This is a genomic window from Shewanella atlantica (genome assembly GCF_003966265.1).
Taxonomy (GTDB): Bacteria; Pseudomonadota; Gammaproteobacteria; order Enterobacterales; family Shewanellaceae; genus Shewanella; species Shewanella atlantica.
Genome location: NZ_RXNV01000002.1, coordinates 668,616 through 684,481 on the forward strand (window position 1 = coordinate 668,616; position 15,866 = coordinate 684,481).

Here is a 15,866-nt window from a genome sequence, read left to right on the forward strand (position 1 = left end):
AGTAGAAAGGCGTTTAATGAGAGTAGATATAACGCAGGGTAACAGCAAGGCTGAGCTAATGCTTATGACCGATAGCGCTATGAAAAAGCAGAAGAGTGTATCGATAAAAGCCCCGATTCAGCTTAGAACAGTAAAATAAATTGACTATAGCCCCTCTGCCGGGTCCTTGGAATGTAACAAACCATAAAGAGTAAGCAGTAGGGTCGCTATGATCGCGACACCGCATAGATGCAACAGATTGGTCACCAACAGATTATCCATGCCATAGGGTGGAGGAAACTTTTCGCTAAGCGTCGGCAGAAGTTTCGATGAAGAGCCACTGATGGCAGCGACAATTCCGGCAGTCCCATTAGCCCAAGTTCCAATCTGTAAAGCCCAAACCATACTTTTAAAAGCCTTGGTTTAAGCGAAAGCTCTTTGAGAAGGAAGGCGAATATAATCATCGCCGCGAAACCACTCCACTGCCGTAGGTGGAATTAAGCCGATAATGCAGCCAACGGTGACTTGAAAAACACCTAAGATTAGCGTCCAACGCTTAAGCTTCTCTTTCAACATTCCAGTATCACTTCTCATATCAAACCTCAGGACTCGCGAATACTGATCGACACTAATGCAGGTCTACACAAATGCTGAATCGACTTACGGCTTAAATTACTGTCCAGTAAAAAACACTATGCTAGCTGCATACGAATATGTACAGCTAGCACTCAGGAACAACAGAGGTTAGCAGCAAAAATCTAGCTTAGTTCTTGTTTTACCGCTTCAACAACGGCTTGAGGCTGGCCTAAATACAAGGAGTGATCGATGAACACGCCCTTGTCTTCAGTTGACAATAAGAGCACAGGAAATGCCGTCGTTCCGATCATCTCTTGCATTTCCCCTATATCGGCCAGAATATATTCCGCATCACTGCTTAATTCATCTCTGAAAACTTTATTCGAGGGTGACAATTTAAACTGCTCAAGAATATTAGTGAAATCATGCTTACAATCCAGTGGATTACCATCAACAAAGTGGGATTTCTGCAATGCATTCAACACGGGCAACATTTTATCAGGTTGTTTATTTTGCATCCAAGCCATTAAATTTGCAGTTTTAATGGCATTTTTTGGACTATTAACATAACGAATATGTTCTTTGCCAAACTTAACCGCACTCAGCTTTAACACTGCGTCCACCTGATCCTTACCCGCACTATCACTGCCATTAAAATGGGCGCAGTGCATCGTGTGAATATTCATTTCAGGATAAGCTTCACTGAGTGCATTCACCACAGGTGTGGCCGCGTAACTCCACGGACAATGAGAGTCGTAGATAAAATATAAGTCAGAAATCATTAGCTTGATTCTTTATCGGAAAGATATTGAAGTGATCCTAAATAGTTTACGCTCAATATACAATTATCAATTGCTTTTAAAACCATCATTTAACCTGTTTTCAGACAAGGAACCATGGATACTCGACATTTACTCTTCTTAGGAGGCGTTTCCAAATTTTCAAAGCGATTCACCTCATTTGCTGGCCATCGTGTTGGGCACTACACTCAATAATACAGGGGTTAACACTCATAAAGATCAGGAGAACAGCCTCGGATCAGCCCTCACTAGCCAGACGGAGTCGAAAATGGATGTGGACTACTTGATTGTCGGTAGTGGATTATCAGCATTAGTGTTCGGCGCGCTCAGCGCAAAAGCGGGCAGTAAAGTGATTATGCTCGAAGCACATCAATACCCCGGTGGTTTCGGCCACACCTTCCCGATGGGCAAACATTACAAATTCAATGCTCAACTTCATTATGTCTGGAATTGCGGAGAGGGTGAAACGGTTAACAAGGTTCTCAAGAAACTCGAACTCGATAAAGAGGTGACCTTCGAGTCATTCGATCCAAAAGGGTTCGATCATATGCGTATGCCCGGATACCAACTCGATATTCCCTATGACACAGATCTACTGCTCACACGTCTTTGGGCGCTGTTTCCCGATCATGTTAAACAGTGCACCGCTTTTATCGATGAAGTCAGACGTACTGCCGAGGGATTGGAGGTGCTCTCAGGCGACGAACGATACCGGAATATCTTCAAAAACTTAGGTCAAACAATCACTGCGTTTAACAACATCAGGTCTACCCTGCAGCAGGTCTTTGACAAACATCGGCTACCTCTGGAGGCGCAAACACTGCTGGCTCTGCAATGGCCGGATTTTTTACTGCCGCCGAATCAGCTTTCATTTTGTGCCTGGGTACTGCTTTTCACCGGATATCAAAGGGGCGCCTACTACCCCACACTGCATTTCGAGCATGTCATTAACTCTTTGGCCAAGACCATTGAGAATAATGGCGGACAGATTATCTACGAGACTCATGTAGACAGTTTTATCGTCGAAAACAATCGAGTTCTAGGAGTTAAAGCCAGAGATCTAAATACTCAAGAGGTCGCTCCCTATGAGGCAAAATGCACCATTTGCAATATGGACCCCAAGAAAGCCGCGCACTTAATTGGCATCGAAAAATTCTCTTTGAAGCTGCGCAGGCAACTGGACTATGCCTATTCACCCTCGAACTTTATGGCTTACTGTTCGGTTAAGGATATCAATTTACAAGACTATGGTTTTGGTAAATGGAATATCTTCCACACTTGCAATCCAGACCTTAACGCCGCCTTTGATACCATGTATAACCAGCATGATTATTCGGCCCCTAGCTTTGCCATTTCCACCCCGGGTTTTTTAGCTGATGAGCATTCAGACCGGCCTGAGGGACAGCAAATCATCGAATTTCTGACCGTCGCAGATTATCAATATTTTAAAGATTTGAAGGCTAGCGATGCCAGAGCTTACCGGAAGAGAAAGAGAGGCATATTAGATACAATAATAGATATCGTCGAAGTTAATTATATCCCGGATTTCAGGGAACATTTGGCCTATAAGAATACCGGTAGCCCGACGACAAACGAAAATTTCTGTTGGTGCCCGCAAGGTAACTCATATGGTTCGGCAATGACGCCGGCCCATTTCAATCTGTTCAGATTAAATCATAACAGCTCAATCAAGGGTCTCTATTTTTGTAATGCCTCATCCGGCTATGCAGGTTTTGCCGGTACATTTTGGACAGGGGCTAAGCTTTACCAGAACCTGACAGGAGAGCGCATTCTCTAATTTGATAGGCCTGTATAACTGATGCTATTAGGGAGGAAAACATGAGGTTTGCGATCATTGGTGGCGGCGCCAGTGGTATGGTGACCGCCTACTATCTCAGTAAGATGGGGCACTCGGTTACCGTATATGAGAAGCAGCCGTTATTGGGCGGCCATATTCGCACTGTAAATAAAAATGTCAAAATTGAAAGCATCGCTCCCGACATAGTTTTGGAAGGTGGAGTCGTCGAATTCTCTTCTAACTTTAAACACTTCCATGCACTGATGGATGAGCTTGACGTTAAACTCGAACCCTTGACCGTGGGTTCAGCCCTGCTTCGCCGTAATAAGAAGCGCTTTCTTTCACCTACGGTGATCACAGGAAATATTCGAGGGCTGAGTTTCATATTGGAGTTTATAAAGTTAGCTTTTGTTTACCTGTCAGCAAATTGGCTCCTATTACAGGTCTATTTAAAACCTTCCTCTTTGCTCAGAGATAAGCCTTTTTCTGATTACGTAAGTAAAAAACAGGTAAAAAATACCTGGCTCAAACTATTTACTATGTATTGTTTCTCGATCCCCTATAAAACCATCATGAAAATTCCGGCTGAATTGGCATTTAACATTTTCCGACGTTATTTTTGGGCCGACTGGAAAAGGATAGATGGCGGCGTCTACAGTTATATCGAGAAAATTGAGCACCAGTTAAACGGGAATGTGATCCTCAATGCGAACATAAGGGGGATCACCCGCTCAGATAAGGGGATCAATGTAAAATTCGGCGACGACACACAGGAACATTTCGATAAGTTAGTTTTAGCCGTTCCACCGGATCAGGTCCTGTCACTTTTGTCCGATCCTACAGAGCAAGAGGTACAATTCTTCACTCCATGGAAAAAGAATATTGCCACAACTGTCCTGCATATGGACCCTCTGGTTTACCAAGGTTATGGTATCGCTCATCCATCTGAGTTTGATTTTTTCCAGACCAAAGAAGGATGGGGCTACAACGCTAGTTTGAACAGGATCTGTGGCTTGTCCTCACTGCAGCACTATAGCCTTGCCTACAATATCGATAGTTTGATCGCAAAAGAAAATATCATTCAATCCTTTGAACATCACACACCTCTATATACCGTCGAAGCATTCCATTATCGTCGAAAAATTATCGACAACAATGGCGATGACCACACTTACCATGTCGGCGCGTACCTCTATGACGGCTTACAGGAAGGTGCCGTGCTCTCGGCAAAAAAAGTTGCTGAACTCGTCGATAACTTAAATCGGCGATAACCTCACTAGTAGCAAATTAATAGGTTTTCTCTGCTCACAAGTTAAGCTTATTAAGTAAGTGATCTTTTAGATAGGTGTGTTTCTAAGCGATATCATCAGCCGGTTCTAATCTCTTATTCTCGCCTTTTTCAATCTGATGCTACTAAACAGATAATTTTGGGGTAAAATACGCAACACAAAAATAACAAGGGATATGATTCGATGACACGTTTATCTCCAAAGCTTTCAAAGCTTTCACTTCTGGTCGCTCTGTCTATCGGTGCTACAGCATGTAACACCGCACAAAATTCTGATTCAGGCGCTCAATCTAAAACTGATGAAGCCAAGCAATTTATTCAGGACTCAGAGAAACAGCTTAGCGAACTCTCTATAGAGATTAACCGCGCAGAGTGGATATACAGCAACTTCATTACCGAAGATACGGCAGCCCTCTCCGCCGCTGTAGGTGAGAAACAGACTGCGACTTCTGTAAAACTGGCCACCATGGCAGCCAACTATACTCAACTTCCTCTCGATGAAGTCAGTCTGCGTAAGTTGAATATTTTACGCAGCTCTTTGGTACTTCCGGCCCCGCTGGATCCTAAGAAGAATGCTGAGCTTGCTAGCATAAGCGCCGAGTTGAACGGTCTTTACGGAAAAGGAAAGTATTGCTTCGATGACGGACGTTGTTTAACACAACCTGAACTGTCGGCCATCATGGCTGAATCACAAAACCCGGCTGAGCTGCTTGAAGTCTGGAAAGGATGGCGAGAAATTGCTAAACCTATGCGCCCTCTGTTTAAACGTGAAGTTGAGCTGGCAAATGAAGGGGCAAAAGATCTTGGATACGCCAACCTATCGGAGCTATGGCGTAGTCAGTACGACATGAAGCCCGACGAGTTTTCTAACGAGCTCGACCGCCTATGGGGACAAGTTAAGCCCCTATATGACTCGCTCCATTGTTATGTTCGCGGCGAGTTAAATGATGAGTACGGCGATGAGGTTGTATCCAAAGATGGGCCGATACCAGCACACCTTTTAGGTAATATGTGGGCACAGAGTTGGGGCAACATTTACGATAAAGTAGCGCCGCAGGACGCCGATCCCGGCTATGATGTTACCGAGCTTCTTGCTCAGCATGACTATGATGAAATAAAGATGGTAAAACAAGCTGAAAGCTTCTTTAGCTCATTGGGTTTTGCTGAGTTACCCGACACATTCTGGGAACGTTCTCTATTTGTTCAACCTAAAGACAGGGATGTAGTCTGTCATGCATCTGCATGGGATCTCAACGATTTAGACGATATCCGCATCAAGATGTGCATTCAGAAAACGGCCGAAGACTTTACCGTCATCCATCATGAGCTGGGACACAATTACTACCAGCGCGCATATAAAGAGCAGCCGTTTATCTTTAAAAATAGTGCCAACGATGGCTTCCATGAAGCGATTGGTGACACAGTAGCGCTATCGATTACCCCAAGCTACCTTAAACAGATAGGTTTACTGGACGAGGTGCCAGACGCATCGAAAGATATCGGCCTGCTACTTAAACAGGCATTAGATAAAGTCGCCTTTATGCCGTTTGGCTTGATGATCGACCAATGGCGCTGGAAGGTTTTCAGTGGTGAGATCACGCCGCAGCAATATAACCAGGCCTGGTGGGATCTGAGGGAAAAATATCAAGGTGTGAAAGCACCAATTGCACGTGGTGAAGATAACTTTGATCCAGGGGCTAAGTATCATGTCCCGGGTAACGTTCCCTACACTCGTTATTTCTTAGCCCATATCCTGCAGTTTCAGTTCCACAAGGCATTGTGTGACGTTGCCGGTGATAAGGGTCCGGTTCATCGTTGTAGCATCTACGGTAATAAAGAGGCTGGCGCTAAGCTCAACACTATGCTGGAGATGGGACAGAGTCGACCTTGGCCTGAAGCACTCGAAGTGGTCACAGGAACTCAAGAGATGGACGCAAACGCCGTTCTCGATTACTTCGCGCCATTACAGGTCTGGTTAGATAAACAAAACGGTGAAGCTAATCGCCAATGTGGTTGGTAGCCTGAAACCGTCAAAATTATAATGCAAAACGCTCAACAATTATGTTGAGCGTTTTTTTAAAGCTATTCAAATACAGTTAATGCAAGCTATATAACCTACCTGAACCCGCTACCCTTATGATTTTGTTCTTTAGCCTCAATGCGTTTATTTTCAGACTTACTCAACATCACATATAACGCCCCCGTTCCCCCGTGCTCTCTTTTGGCGCTGTGAAAAGCTAACACTTTATCTAAGTTCGACAGCCAATTGACCACACAAGACTTAATCAGGGCATTTATCGGCTTACTCTTAAAACCTTTGCCGTGAATAACCAGAACGCACCGCTCACCTTTATCGTATCTGTCTTCGATATAGTGATATAACGCCTCCCTTGCTTGGCGCATGTTTAAAGCATGAAGATCCAACTCCGAGACAAATTTGTATTTACCAGCACTCAACTGCTTAAAAACAGGCGCTTGAACACCGTCCCGACAGACACTTATCACCTCTTCGGGCTCTACAGCATCGATAAGGTTAATATCTGTAGGTAACAGCAATAACGCTTCTGATAATTGCGCCGCTTGTTTTCGGGCTAATTGGGATGCCGAGATATCACAGTTACGGATCGGTCTGACTTGGTCACTTCCACTAAGAGGCTTAACCCCCGCCATCTCGTCCAGAAAGGATGAAACATCATCATTCACTACTGAATTCTCCTCTTAGACACACTTTGTTAAGAACTAAAACTTTAGATCGGTTACACCTTCTATTATAGTGACATCAGTATTAGTAGAATTGAAATCATTAATGACACTTTTTAAATTTATCGCTGCAGGACTCCTCTCTCTGGTCTGTGTTTTACAGCCTGCTGTAGCTATGCCTGAAGATAACGTGGCGCTCAATCAATTTTATACTCAATTTTCTCAAGCTTTTGAGCATCTCGATGCCGACCTGGTAGAAAGTATTTACGCCGAAGACGCTTGCTACATACCCGAGAATCAGAGCAAAGAGATAACTATGGGGCGAAAAAATATTATCGCGCTATACAAAAAGTTTTTCGGCAAAATCAAACACAAAGAGGCACGCATTGAGGTAGATTTCAGGGTCGTTGAACGTCAGATGGAAACGACTAATGCAACCGATATTGGCTACTATTTAATTCGTTTTTACCCCCCTGTCGATGCGGAAGAACCTGTCAGCGAGTTTGCCGGAAAATTTGTAACCGTCTCTAAAAAAGATGAAGACGGAAAGTGGTATTGGACCGTCGATACCAATAATCGCTCCGAACCTCCTTTTTACTACAATGCAAAACCTTCCCCAAATCTGTATTATGGCCGTCAATTCACGCCGCTAGCTACAGAGAACGATGACAACTAACCCCGACACTATCTGCCCATGTGGTAACACTAAAGATGATATAGCGCTTTCCTACACATATTGCTGTAAGCCATTTCATAAAGGTTTAGCCCTCCCTTCGACACCCGAAATATTGATGAGAAGTCGTTATAGCGCATTTGTCCTCAAAGAGTATGAATACCTGATAGCGACTCACCACTGTGACTATTTAAATGGTCTTACTGCACAGGCATTGGCTCAAAGTGAAGAGCCAAACTGGCTGTCTCTCGACATTTTATCAACATGGAGTCGTGGGCAGTCCGGTGAGGTCTGCTTTCAGGCTTGGTATCAAGATGGGGGGGAACTCGATGCTATCCATGAGTGCTCTGCATTTGAATTTGTCGATGGGCGTTGGTTTTATACTCAGGGCGAGCAAAAGGCGGCAATTCTTCCAAAGAGAAATGAGCCTTGCGTATGCAATAGCGGTAAAAAGTTTAAACAGTGTTGTATGAGATAACCCATGCCAACCAGCCATCCACCGCGAAAGCCTGTTAGACGGGGCCGTATCTAGTGGATGGACTCGGGTTTGGTTTGAAACAGAAACTGGCTGAACTCCGACTCTCTTAATGCAGGACTATAGAGGAACCCTTGGGCCTGATGGCATTTATGATCGGACAAGAAACTCTCCTGCTCTTGAGTTTCCACGCCTTCCGCCGTCAAAGAGATATTCAGCGCCGATGCCATTGCAATAATCGCACTCACTATCTCCCTACTCTCACGGCTTATCGTTAAGTCAGATATGAAAGAGCGGTCAATCTTCAGCTTACTGATGGGAAATTGTTTCAGATATCGCATTGAGCTATAACCGGTGCCAAAGTCATCGATCGCAAGACCCACACCTAACTCAGAAAGTTCCTGACACAATTTCGTGGCATTCTTGATATCTTCCATCAGCTCAGTTTCAGTGATCTCCAAAATCAAGGTACCCGGCTTCAATCTATAGCGGGTCACTAACTGCCATACCTGTTCGTACAAATTGCCGCTAAAGAACTGCCTTGCGGACACGTTGACGTGCATTGAAATGTCAATTTTATGGTGTTGCCATAGGTTAAGTTGTCTGCAGGCAGCCTCGAGCACCCAGGAACCGATGGCATTGATCATGCCTGTCTGTTCCGCTATATCGATAAACGCACCTGGATACAACACCCCTTTCTTGGGATGATGCCAACGAATGAGAGCCTCGGCACCGATATAAGCCTTCTTATTCAGATCTTTAAGAGGCTGATAATAGAGTTCAAACTCCCTGCCCCGCAACGCCGTTTGCAGATCCCGTTCAATTTGAGAGTTATCTTTAAAGGCATTGAGTAATGCATTATTGAAGATCTGAATCGTATCACCCTGTTTCTTCTTCGCATATTGTAATGCGATATCAGCACATGCCAGAGGTAAAAACAGCTCTTCAACTGAGTGAATATCGACGATGGCCAGAGCGGGTTTAGGCTCTATCTGCTCTCTTCCAATGGTCACGGGCATGGTCAGCTGGCGATATAACCTGGTGGTAATATATTCCATATCGACCTGGCTTTGCTCAGGCAAAATAATGGCAAATTCATCACTGCCTACACGTGCAATTTGTTCTGTACGATTTATATTGGCAAAATGTTTCAACCTTCTGGCGATTTCGATAAGCAGAATATCACCGTTCTCGTGTCCATAGGTATCATTGAACCGCTTAAAACCACAAAGGTCGATCAAAATAAGCTGACCCTTCGCCGTTTTTTCAAGTTCACGGTTGAAATAGGTACGATTGTATAAGCCGGTTAACCCACAATGCCACGCCAAACGTTCTAACTCAGACTGGTACCTGATCTCTTCGGAGCAATCTTCTGCATTGACAAGCGCAAAATGGTTGCCTCTTTCGGTAATAAATTGCTTTACCGAATATCTTAACCAGTATGTAGAACCGTCTTTTCGGGTAATTTCACAGTCACCTTTAGCAAACTTACCTTCTCGCACTGTAGCCAATGTCGCCATGGCTTGTTCCGGGTGTTGCTTAACAAAATCAAGATTCTTGAACGAGCGGCCAATGACCTGACTTTTAGAAGCTCCCGATATCTCTTCATGAGCTTGATTTACATATTCAATGTTATCTGTATGAAGGTTCACTAACATACTGATATGCTCCGATTGCTCGGCAGCACTTAAGAATAGTGTAAGCTTTTCATCGTTCTCATAGGCATTACGCGTCGCTAGCGTTAAGGCCAACTGATCGGCAACTTGAGAAGCAATATGAATTTCCGAATCAGACCAGTGAAAGTGGTCTTTTCTCTCCAGAAATAACACGCCCTCAAGGTGGCCGTTAATTCTGATTGCGATATCTAAAGTGGACTTGATCCCCTTCGGCGCGAAGTAGATCGAGGCGAGTTCTTCGAGTCTAACATCGGTGTCAATATCGGTCGCATCGATGAGACGCTGATTTTTAAGCTCACTGATATAGTGAGGACAATTGAGAGGGGAAGGACGTAAAAAAGTATCTGACAGCAGAGAGCCGTAATTAGCGATATTACTAATTTCGTTGTTATCACAAGAGAGGATACATACACCGACGTGCGTGACATGAAGCTGCTGACATAGAAGCTCTGTGGCCAGTTCAGCAGTCTTTTGAAAATCACCTTCTTGTTTGGCTTTGGAATTAACGATCAATTCCAATAAGTGTTGATACTTACGTTTCTTCACTAAAAGTCCTTGAAGCAGCAAGCCAAATGGCTTGCTGGTTGTCTCAAATTAACTTTGGTTTGCGAGCCAGAGATAATGAAACCAATATGTATACAATTTATTAATTTTTTTCTTTACGCAGACTACACGAGAAACTGACGAGTCGGCAACACACTGGTTAAATTAAATACCGTTTTCGAGCTGAAAAATCATTTTTTCTGCACTAAATGCGAAGTGGAGCAATAAAGTGACCTCTGAATTTTCAGATTTAATCTCGGTTTTTATCTCCTCGAATCGTTTCTTTGCTTTGGCTGACATCGCTTCTGCTTCAGCCTGAGCTGCATCTCCGGTAAAACTGATAGCCAGTTGGGTATCATGTTCATCAATCACAGCCCCAATATCTGCATAGCTACCACAGTCGCTGCATGTGTCGTTGACTAGATCTGATTGGGCACTCTTAATATTTTTCATGTTTTATAGACTCTAAAATAAACTATGTAACTTATTATACGTCAACTTCATAAATCCTACGCCACATAGCTCTGGGTTAGATCACAAAACCTTATATTTTCCTATATTAAGCCATAGTTTTATTTATTGTATGACTTCACTCAGGCTAATACTTCACTCATCTGACGTTGCTGAGAAAGCTGATCGACAAAATGCATCACTTCCGGTCGATACGTATTGCCTTGAGTCTTTGAGCGATATTTTTGTCTGACATTTAAATCACAGTTGGCCAAAACTTCCTGCATATCTAGTGGTTCATCACCTCTGGTAACGATAGCTTCCGGTTTTAAGGCCTGCATAAGTTGAAAAGCTCTGGCTCCCCCCAGGTGAAACTGCTCACTGTTATCTACCGGAGATGGTTCGAGTGTTAAGTCATTAATTAATTTCTCTTCAGCCGGAAGATCGAACTTAGCTCTGAGTTCAGCTTCCAGAGTTAAGTCACTATCTTTAATGTTAAACTGAGCCATATCTCTCGCGTCTGTCGACAATAACGCAAGCAAAAGTGCAAACTCCCCCCTCCGATCGCTATCTACTGCGCGATTGAGGCGAGAGCCTAATTGTGTCTCATTAACTAACACTTGACCTGGCTGCATAAAAAAACATCAATAAATCAACTCGTTGATAATTAATCGACCGCTTGAGCAAGAACTTTAGAATTAATTTCAATATTGGCTTTACTCCGCAAACGATTGTGACTATTATTGCCGCCGCAAGTGAGGAGGGGTTCCCGAGTGGCCAAAGGGATCAGATTGTAAATCTGACGGCTCAGCCTTCGAAGGTTCGAATCCTTCTCCCTCCACCATTTGTGTTTTCTTCTTTATTGAAGAGAGAGAAAGTGTAGAAAGTAAGATAAAGATATATGTGGAGGGGTTCCCGAGTGGCCAAAGGGATCAGATTGTAAATCTGACGGCTCAGCCTTCGAAGGTTCGAATCCTTCTCCCTCCACCATCTTTAATTTATCGAAGACATAAGTAACTCGATTCAAAAGAAGTAAGAAGTAAGAAGTAAGAAGTAAGTTGAAAAATGTGGAGGGGTTCCCGAGTGGCCAAAGGGATCAGATTGTAAATCTGACGGCTCAGCCTTCGAAGGTTCGAATCCTTCTCCCTCCACCATCTTCAATTTATTGGTTAACAAGTTTTATCTGTAGTAATAAGTTCGAAAGTAAAAAGTAAAAAGTAAAAGTAGAAAATGTGGAGGGGTTCCCGAGTGGCCAAAGGGATCAGATTGTAAATCTGACGGCTCAGCCTTCGAAGGTTCGAATCCTTCTCCCTCCACCACTTCTATCTGTCTTAATAAACTCCCCCTAGATTTTACCAGATACTTGCTTATTGAAACTCATCCGAGTCGTTCTATCTATTTGCCATCCTGCGTTCCAATATCCTGATAATCCGTTAGCTAACAAACAATCGCACAAGCCAATACGAGTTGTTAAAAAAATCTATACACAGATTCAGATACTCCAGCTACTCCAGCTACTCCAGCTACTCCAGCTACTCCAGCTACTCCAGCTACTCCAGCTACTCCAGCTACTCCAGATATAATCTTCAGCTTTCTCTGTCATCACTAATGCTTTTTAGCTATTATTTAGAACATTAAGTAATAACAATAAGAGACAGCATGTCAAATTCATGGATTAATCAGGCTATCGCCACCATTGAGGCCGATTACCAACGTAGTGCAGACACCCATTTAATCAAGCTCGATATACCGGCACTTGAAGGTATAGACATCTACCTCAAAGACGAGAGTACCCACCCAACTGGAAGCCTGAAACACCGATTGGCTCGCTCTCTGTTTCTTTATGCACTCTGCAATGGCTGGATTAAGGATGGCACGACCATAATTGAGTCATCATCGGGAAGTACTGCTGTGTCAGAGGCCTATTTTGCACGACTATTAGGCTTACCCTTTATCGCAGTCATGCCACGTTCGACGGCAAAGAAGAAGGTCCAGCAGATTGAATTTTATGGTGGAACTTGTCACTTCGTCGAACATTCCAGTGAGATCTATGCAGAATCAGAGCGATTAGCCAAGAACTTGAACGGTCACTATATGGATCAGTTCACCTACGCTGAGCGGGCAACAGATTGGCGTGGTAATAATAATATTGCCAATTCCATTTTTGATCAGATGAGTCGTGAGCCCCACCCTATCCCGGACTGGATTGTGATGAGCCCGGGTACAGGCGGAACATCAGCCACTATAGGTAGGTATATACGCTATCAACAGCTCGAAACAAAACTCTGTGTGGTTGATCCAGAAAACTCCGTTTTCTTCGACTATTATCAGACCGGAGATAAAAGTGTTACCTGCTCAAAAGGTAGCAAGATTGAGGGTATAGGCCGTCCCCGAGCCGAACCCTCATTTATCCCCGGCGTTGTTGATGATATGGTAAAAATCCCTGATGCGGCCTCTATCGCGACCATATTTTGGTTAGAAAAGATGATTGGCCGAAAGGTGGGACCTTCGACGGGAACTAACCTTTACGGTATTTTACAGATTGCGACAAAGATGATTGCAGAGGGGAAAAAAGGATCCTTGGTCACCCTGTTATGTGACTCTGGAGAACGCTATCTTGACACCTATTACGACCCACAATGGGTGGAGGCTAACATAGGCGATCTTTCTCAATATGAGGCTAAGCTGGAACAGGTTAGCCTCACAGGAAAGCTTAATTAGTCTATCTCTAAATATTTATGTGTCTGTATTGAAAGGCGCCAGTTACGTTCAATACAGACGCGCATTGCCAGCTCTGTTGCTCTACTCTTCTGACTGATAGGCTGTAGACAGATAATCTTCTCATCGAGGGTGATCCCCTTAAGCAAACAATCGAGATCATCGATATGCGCTTGGGTCGCAACCGGGTGCTTGATCTCATTTGCTCTGATTAAGGCCTGCTTTAAAATGGGAAGACCCGCCTTCATATTAATTTTAGGCGAAACCGTCACCCAGGTTTCATCTGAGCATATAACCTCAAAAGTGCCACTAGTCTCAATTTGAGTCGCGTAACCCGCTCGGTTCAGTGATTCGGTCAATGGGATAAGATCATGTAAGCAGGGCTCTCCCCCCGTGATAACCACATGTTTCGCAGTAAAGCCTTTTGCTTTGAAGTTGCTGATCAGCTCTTCAGCCGTAAGTTCAGCCCAGCGTCCAATAGTACCATCGACTTGAATCACCAATTCAGGCGCGACTCTATTTTCTTCAATCACATCCCATGTGTGTTTAGTGTCACACCAAGAGCACCCAACCGGACACCCCTGAAGTCGAACAAAGAGAGCTGGGACACCGGTAAAAAAACCTTCTCCCTGAATCGTCTCGAACACTTCATTTACAGGATATTTCATGATAAACCTCAAAAAGAATGGGCGGCATTTATAGTGTATTTTTGGCCTGCAGGCAAGTATAGATTAGCCTTTCGTGTGTTACCCGGACTTAATCCACAATGATTCCCCCTTTATTCCTCCAGGAAGAGTTGCAAGCTAACCCTTGTCAGTTAAAATAGTCACAGTTTAATTCAGTAAGAAATCATTTATGTCAAAAGTGTCAAAAGCGGTAGTTGTATTTAGTGGCGGACAAGATTCGACCACCTGTCTGATCCAAGCACTCAACCAATATGATGAAGTGCATGGTATTACCTTCGACTATGGTCAGCGCCATAGTCAGGAGATTGAGGTTGCCAGAACTCTGGGTAAACGTCTCGGACTGGTCAGTCATAAGGTGTTGGATGTCTCTATGCTCAATGAGTTGGCCATATCCGCGCTAACTCGAGATTCTATTGAGGTCTCTAATGAGCTTATGGAAAATGGATTACCCAATACTTTTGTACCGGGCAGAAACATTCTGTTTCTTACTTTGGCAGGGATCTATGCGTACCAATTAGGCGCCAACTCTGTCATTACCGGCGTCTGTGAAACTGATTTTTCGGGCTACCCCGATTGTAGAAATGACTTCATTAAAGCGATGGAGTCGGCATTGAATCAAGGTATGGACCGTCAATGTAAAATCGTCACACCTTTAATGTGGTTAAATAAAGCCGAGACCTGGGCTTTAGCCGACCAATATAAGAGCCTGGAGTTAGTCAGAGATGAGACATTAACCTGTTATAACGGCATCATTGGCAATGGGTGCGGGACTTGCCCTGCCTGTCTTCTCAGGCAGAAAGGGTTAGAGGACTATTGTAATAACAAGGAGCTGGTTCAATCGGACTTAGCTGCTAAATGTCTAAAATAAAGCGTAATAAATAAAGTGTCAAAAACAGTACCGTTTATACGCAGTAGTTATGTCATTGCAGCACTTATCACAGCGTGCTGCACTCTCCTCTATTTTATGGAAACTGATTCATTACTGGCATTTCGCCGTAGTGCTATCACTAACGGTGAATATTGGCGACTCTTCACCGGCAACTTACTGCATACTAATCAATGGCATCTGCTGATGAATCTGGCTGGCCTTTGGGTGCTCTTATTACTCTTTAAACCTCATTTTAAAGTGCTTAGTTTCACTTTTATTTTTTCAGCTTTGTGTTTACTTCAAGGCCTTGGGTTGTATCTTTTCTATCCAGGCCTGCTGGGCTATGTAGGTTTAAGTGGTATGTTACATGGCCTGTTTACTTACGGCGCCATCAGAGATATTTCAACAGGGTTAAAATCGGGCTACCTGCTACTCTTAGGTGTCATTATTAAGGTCGGATATGAGCAAATATTTGGTGCGAGCGTTCAGGTAACAGAGATGATTGGTGCCAGAGTCGCCACCGAAGCCCACTTAGTCGGCGTCATCACAGGCATTTTGTCCGTGGGTTTGTTCAGTTTATTCGCCAATCTGTATCCAAAAGCTAATAACTGAAAATGCGGGGCACTAGCTAGCCCC

16 protein-coding genes and 4 tRNA genes are annotated in these 15,866 nt (G+C 43.9%); 12 read left to right on the forward strand and 8 right to left on the reverse strand.

Features of this window, described 5'->3' with window-relative positions; genetic code table 11:
- Window positions 1-144 precede the first annotated feature (144 nt).
- The 3 genes from EKG39_RS08200 to EKG39_RS08205 form a co-directional block, all read right to left on the reverse strand.
- Window positions 145-384 carry a hypothetical protein gene (locus tag EKG39_RS08200; protein ID WP_126505229.1) on the reverse strand — a complete coding sequence of 80 codons (240 nt, stop codon included), beginning with the start codon at window positions 382-384 and terminating at the stop codon, window positions 145-147.
- 18 nt (window positions 385-402) lie between these two features.
- Window positions 403-573, reverse strand: a complete 171-nt coding sequence (locus tag EKG39_RS23365; RefSeq protein ID WP_185817554.1) for a hypothetical protein — start codon at window positions 571-573, stop codon at window positions 403-405.
- Between the two features lie 164 nt (window positions 574-737).
- Window positions 738-1,337, reverse strand: a complete 600-nt coding sequence (locus EKG39_RS08205) for a protein-disulfide isomerase (protein WP_126505230.1) — start codon at window positions 1,335-1,337, stop codon at window positions 738-740.
- A gap of 286 nt (window positions 1,338-1,623) precedes the next feature.
- Here EKG39_RS08205 and EKG39_RS08210 point away from each other — a divergent pair, with 286 nt between their 5' ends.
- The 3 genes from EKG39_RS08210 to EKG39_RS08220 all read left to right on the forward strand — a co-directional run bounded on the left by EKG39_RS08210 (window position 1,624) and on the right by EKG39_RS08220 (window position 6,461).
- The gene (locus EKG39_RS08210; protein ID WP_126505231.1) at window positions 1,624-3,153 is read left to right on the forward strand and encodes a phytoene desaturase family protein; all 1,530 of its coding nucleotides are present in this window, start codon (window positions 1,624-1,626) and stop codon (window positions 3,151-3,153) included.
- 41 nt (window positions 3,154-3,194) lie between these two features.
- On the forward strand, window positions 3,195-4,424 hold the full coding sequence (locus EKG39_RS08215; RefSeq protein WP_126505232.1) for an FAD-dependent oxidoreductase: 1,230 nt from the start codon (window positions 3,195-3,197) through the stop codon (window positions 4,422-4,424).
- Between the two features lie 201 nt (window positions 4,425-4,625).
- Window positions 4,626-6,461: a M2 family metallopeptidase gene (locus EKG39_RS08220; RefSeq protein ID WP_126505233.1), complete on the forward strand. Its 1,836-nt coding sequence runs from the start codon at window positions 4,626-4,628 to the stop codon at window positions 6,459-6,461.
- A gap of 95 nt (window positions 6,462-6,556) precedes the next feature.
- Here the strand turns inward: EKG39_RS08220 and smrA are convergent, their stop codons facing one another.
- Window positions 6,557-7,144 (reverse strand): DNA endonuclease SmrA, encoded by a 588-nt coding sequence (gene smrA, locus EKG39_RS08225; protein WP_126505234.1) that lies wholly within the window; start codon window positions 7,142-7,144, stop codon window positions 6,557-6,559.
- 103 nt (window positions 7,145-7,247) lie between these two features.
- Between smrA and EKG39_RS08230 the strand changes: the two genes are divergently transcribed.
- Together EKG39_RS08230 and EKG39_RS08235 are read left to right on the forward strand one after the other, a co-directional pair.
- Window positions 7,248-7,817 (forward strand): YybH family protein, encoded by a 570-nt coding sequence (locus EKG39_RS08230; protein ID WP_126505235.1) that lies wholly within the window; start codon window positions 7,248-7,250, stop codon window positions 7,815-7,817.
- Entirely contained in the window at window positions 7,807-8,292 is a 486-nt protein-coding gene (locus tag EKG39_RS08235; RefSeq protein WP_126505236.1) for a YchJ family protein, read from the forward strand. The genes EKG39_RS08230 and EKG39_RS08235 overlap by 11 nt, the downstream gene beginning before the upstream one ends.
- A gap of 50 nt (window positions 8,293-8,342) precedes the next feature.
- Here EKG39_RS08235 and EKG39_RS08240 read toward each other — a convergent pair whose 3' ends face one another.
- The 3 genes from EKG39_RS08240 to EKG39_RS08250 all read right to left on the reverse strand — a co-directional run bounded on the left by EKG39_RS08240 (window position 8,343) and on the right by EKG39_RS08250 (window position 11,593).
- A complete protein-coding gene (locus EKG39_RS08240; protein ID WP_126505237.1) occupies window positions 8,343-10,511 on the reverse strand; it encodes a sensor domain-containing phosphodiesterase in 2,169 nt (722 codons plus the stop codon).
- A gap of 162 nt (window positions 10,512-10,673) precedes the next feature.
- Complete coding sequence (locus tag EKG39_RS08245) at window positions 10,674-10,961, reverse strand: DUF406 family protein (protein ID WP_126505238.1); 288 nt, start codon at window positions 10,959-10,961, stop codon at window positions 10,674-10,676.
- Between the two features lie 140 nt (window positions 10,962-11,101).
- Window positions 11,102-11,593 (reverse strand): VC2046/SO_2500 family protein, encoded by a 492-nt coding sequence (locus EKG39_RS08250; protein ID WP_126505239.1) that lies wholly within the window; start codon window positions 11,591-11,593, stop codon window positions 11,102-11,104.
- A gap of 124 nt (window positions 11,594-11,717) precedes the next feature.
- Between EKG39_RS08250 and EKG39_RS08255 the strand changes: the two genes are divergently transcribed.
- From EKG39_RS08255 to EKG39_RS08275, 5 genes are all read left to right on the forward strand, one after another.
- A tRNA-Tyr gene (locus EKG39_RS08255) sits at window positions 11,718-11,802 on the forward strand.
- A 61-nt stretch (window positions 11,803-11,863) separates the two neighbouring features.
- Window positions 11,864-11,948: transfer RNA gene (locus EKG39_RS08260), tRNA-Tyr, on the forward strand.
- Window positions 11,949-12,027: 79 nt separating this feature from the next.
- Window positions 12,028-12,112: transfer RNA gene (locus EKG39_RS08265), tRNA-Tyr, on the forward strand.
- A gap of 80 nt (window positions 12,113-12,192) precedes the next feature.
- Window positions 12,193-12,277: transfer RNA gene (locus EKG39_RS08270), tRNA-Tyr, on the forward strand.
- Window positions 12,278-12,617: 340 nt separating this feature from the next.
- Complete coding sequence (locus EKG39_RS08275) at window positions 12,618-13,679, forward strand: PLP-dependent cysteine synthase family protein (RefSeq protein ID WP_126505240.1); 1,062 nt, start codon at window positions 12,618-12,620, stop codon at window positions 13,677-13,679.
- Here EKG39_RS08275 and queE read toward each other — a convergent pair.
- Window positions 13,676-14,344: a 7-carboxy-7-deazaguanine synthase QueE gene (gene queE, locus EKG39_RS08280; protein ID WP_126505241.1), complete on the reverse strand. Its 669-nt coding sequence runs from the start codon at window positions 14,342-14,344 to the stop codon at window positions 13,676-13,678. The genes EKG39_RS08275 and queE overlap by 4 nt on opposite strands.
- A 187-nt stretch (window positions 14,345-14,531) precedes the next feature.
- Here queE and queC point away from each other — a divergent pair, with 187 nt between their 5' ends.
- Together queC and rrtA are read left to right on the forward strand one after the other, a co-directional pair.
- Window positions 14,532-15,230 (forward strand): 7-cyano-7-deazaguanine synthase QueC, encoded by a 699-nt coding sequence (gene queC / locus EKG39_RS08285; protein ID WP_126505242.1) that lies wholly within the window; start codon window positions 14,532-14,534, stop codon window positions 15,228-15,230.
- A 15-nt stretch (window positions 15,231-15,245) separates the two neighbouring features.
- Window positions 15,246-15,842, forward strand: coding sequence for a rhombosortase (gene rrtA, locus EKG39_RS08290; RefSeq protein WP_425470145.1), 597 nt, complete (start codon window positions 15,246-15,248; stop codon window positions 15,840-15,842).
- Window positions 15,843-15,866: the final 24 nt, after the last annotated feature.

Coding starts and splice junctions, on each gene's coding strand:
- EKG39_RS08235 (WP_126505236.1), top strand. CDS start 7,807: ATGACAACTAACCCCGACACTATCTGCCCATGTGGTAACACTAAAGAT.
- EKG39_RS23365 (WP_185817554.1), bottom strand. CDS start 573: ATGAGAAGTGATACTGGAATGTTGAAAGAGAAGCTTAAGCGTTGGACG.
- EKG39_RS08200 (WP_126505229.1), bottom strand. CDS start 384: ATGGTTTGGGCTTTACAGATTGGAACTTGGGCTAATGGGACTGCCGGA.
- EKG39_RS08210 (WP_126505231.1), top strand. CDS start 1,624: ATGGATGTGGACTACTTGATTGTCGGTAGTGGATTATCAGCATTAGTG.
- queC (WP_126505242.1), top strand. CDS start 14,532: ATGTCAAAAGTGTCAAAAGCGGTAGTTGTATTTAGTGGCGGACAAGAT.
- EKG39_RS08245 (WP_126505238.1), bottom strand. CDS start 10,961: ATGAAAAATATTAAGAGTGCCCAATCAGATCTAGTCAACGACACATGC.
- EKG39_RS08220 (WP_126505233.1), top strand. CDS start 4,626: ATGACACGTTTATCTCCAAAGCTTTCAAAGCTTTCACTTCTGGTCGCT.
- queE (WP_126505241.1), bottom strand. CDS start 14,344: ATGAAATATCCTGTAAATGAAGTGTTCGAGACGATTCAGGGAGAAGGT.
- EKG39_RS08250 (WP_126505239.1), bottom strand. CDS start 11,593: ATGCAGCCAGGTCAAGTGTTAGTTAATGAGACACAATTAGGCTCTCGC.
- EKG39_RS08275 (WP_126505240.1), top strand. CDS start 12,618: ATGTCAAATTCATGGATTAATCAGGCTATCGCCACCATTGAGGCCGAT.
- EKG39_RS08215 (WP_126505232.1), top strand. CDS start 3,195: ATGAGGTTTGCGATCATTGGTGGCGGCGCCAGTGGTATGGTGACCGCC.
- EKG39_RS08230 (WP_126505235.1), top strand. CDS start 7,248: ATGACACTTTTTAAATTTATCGCTGCAGGACTCCTCTCTCTGGTCTGT.
- EKG39_RS08205 (WP_126505230.1), bottom strand. CDS start 1,337: ATGATTTCTGACTTATATTTTATCTACGACTCTCATTGTCCGTGGAGT.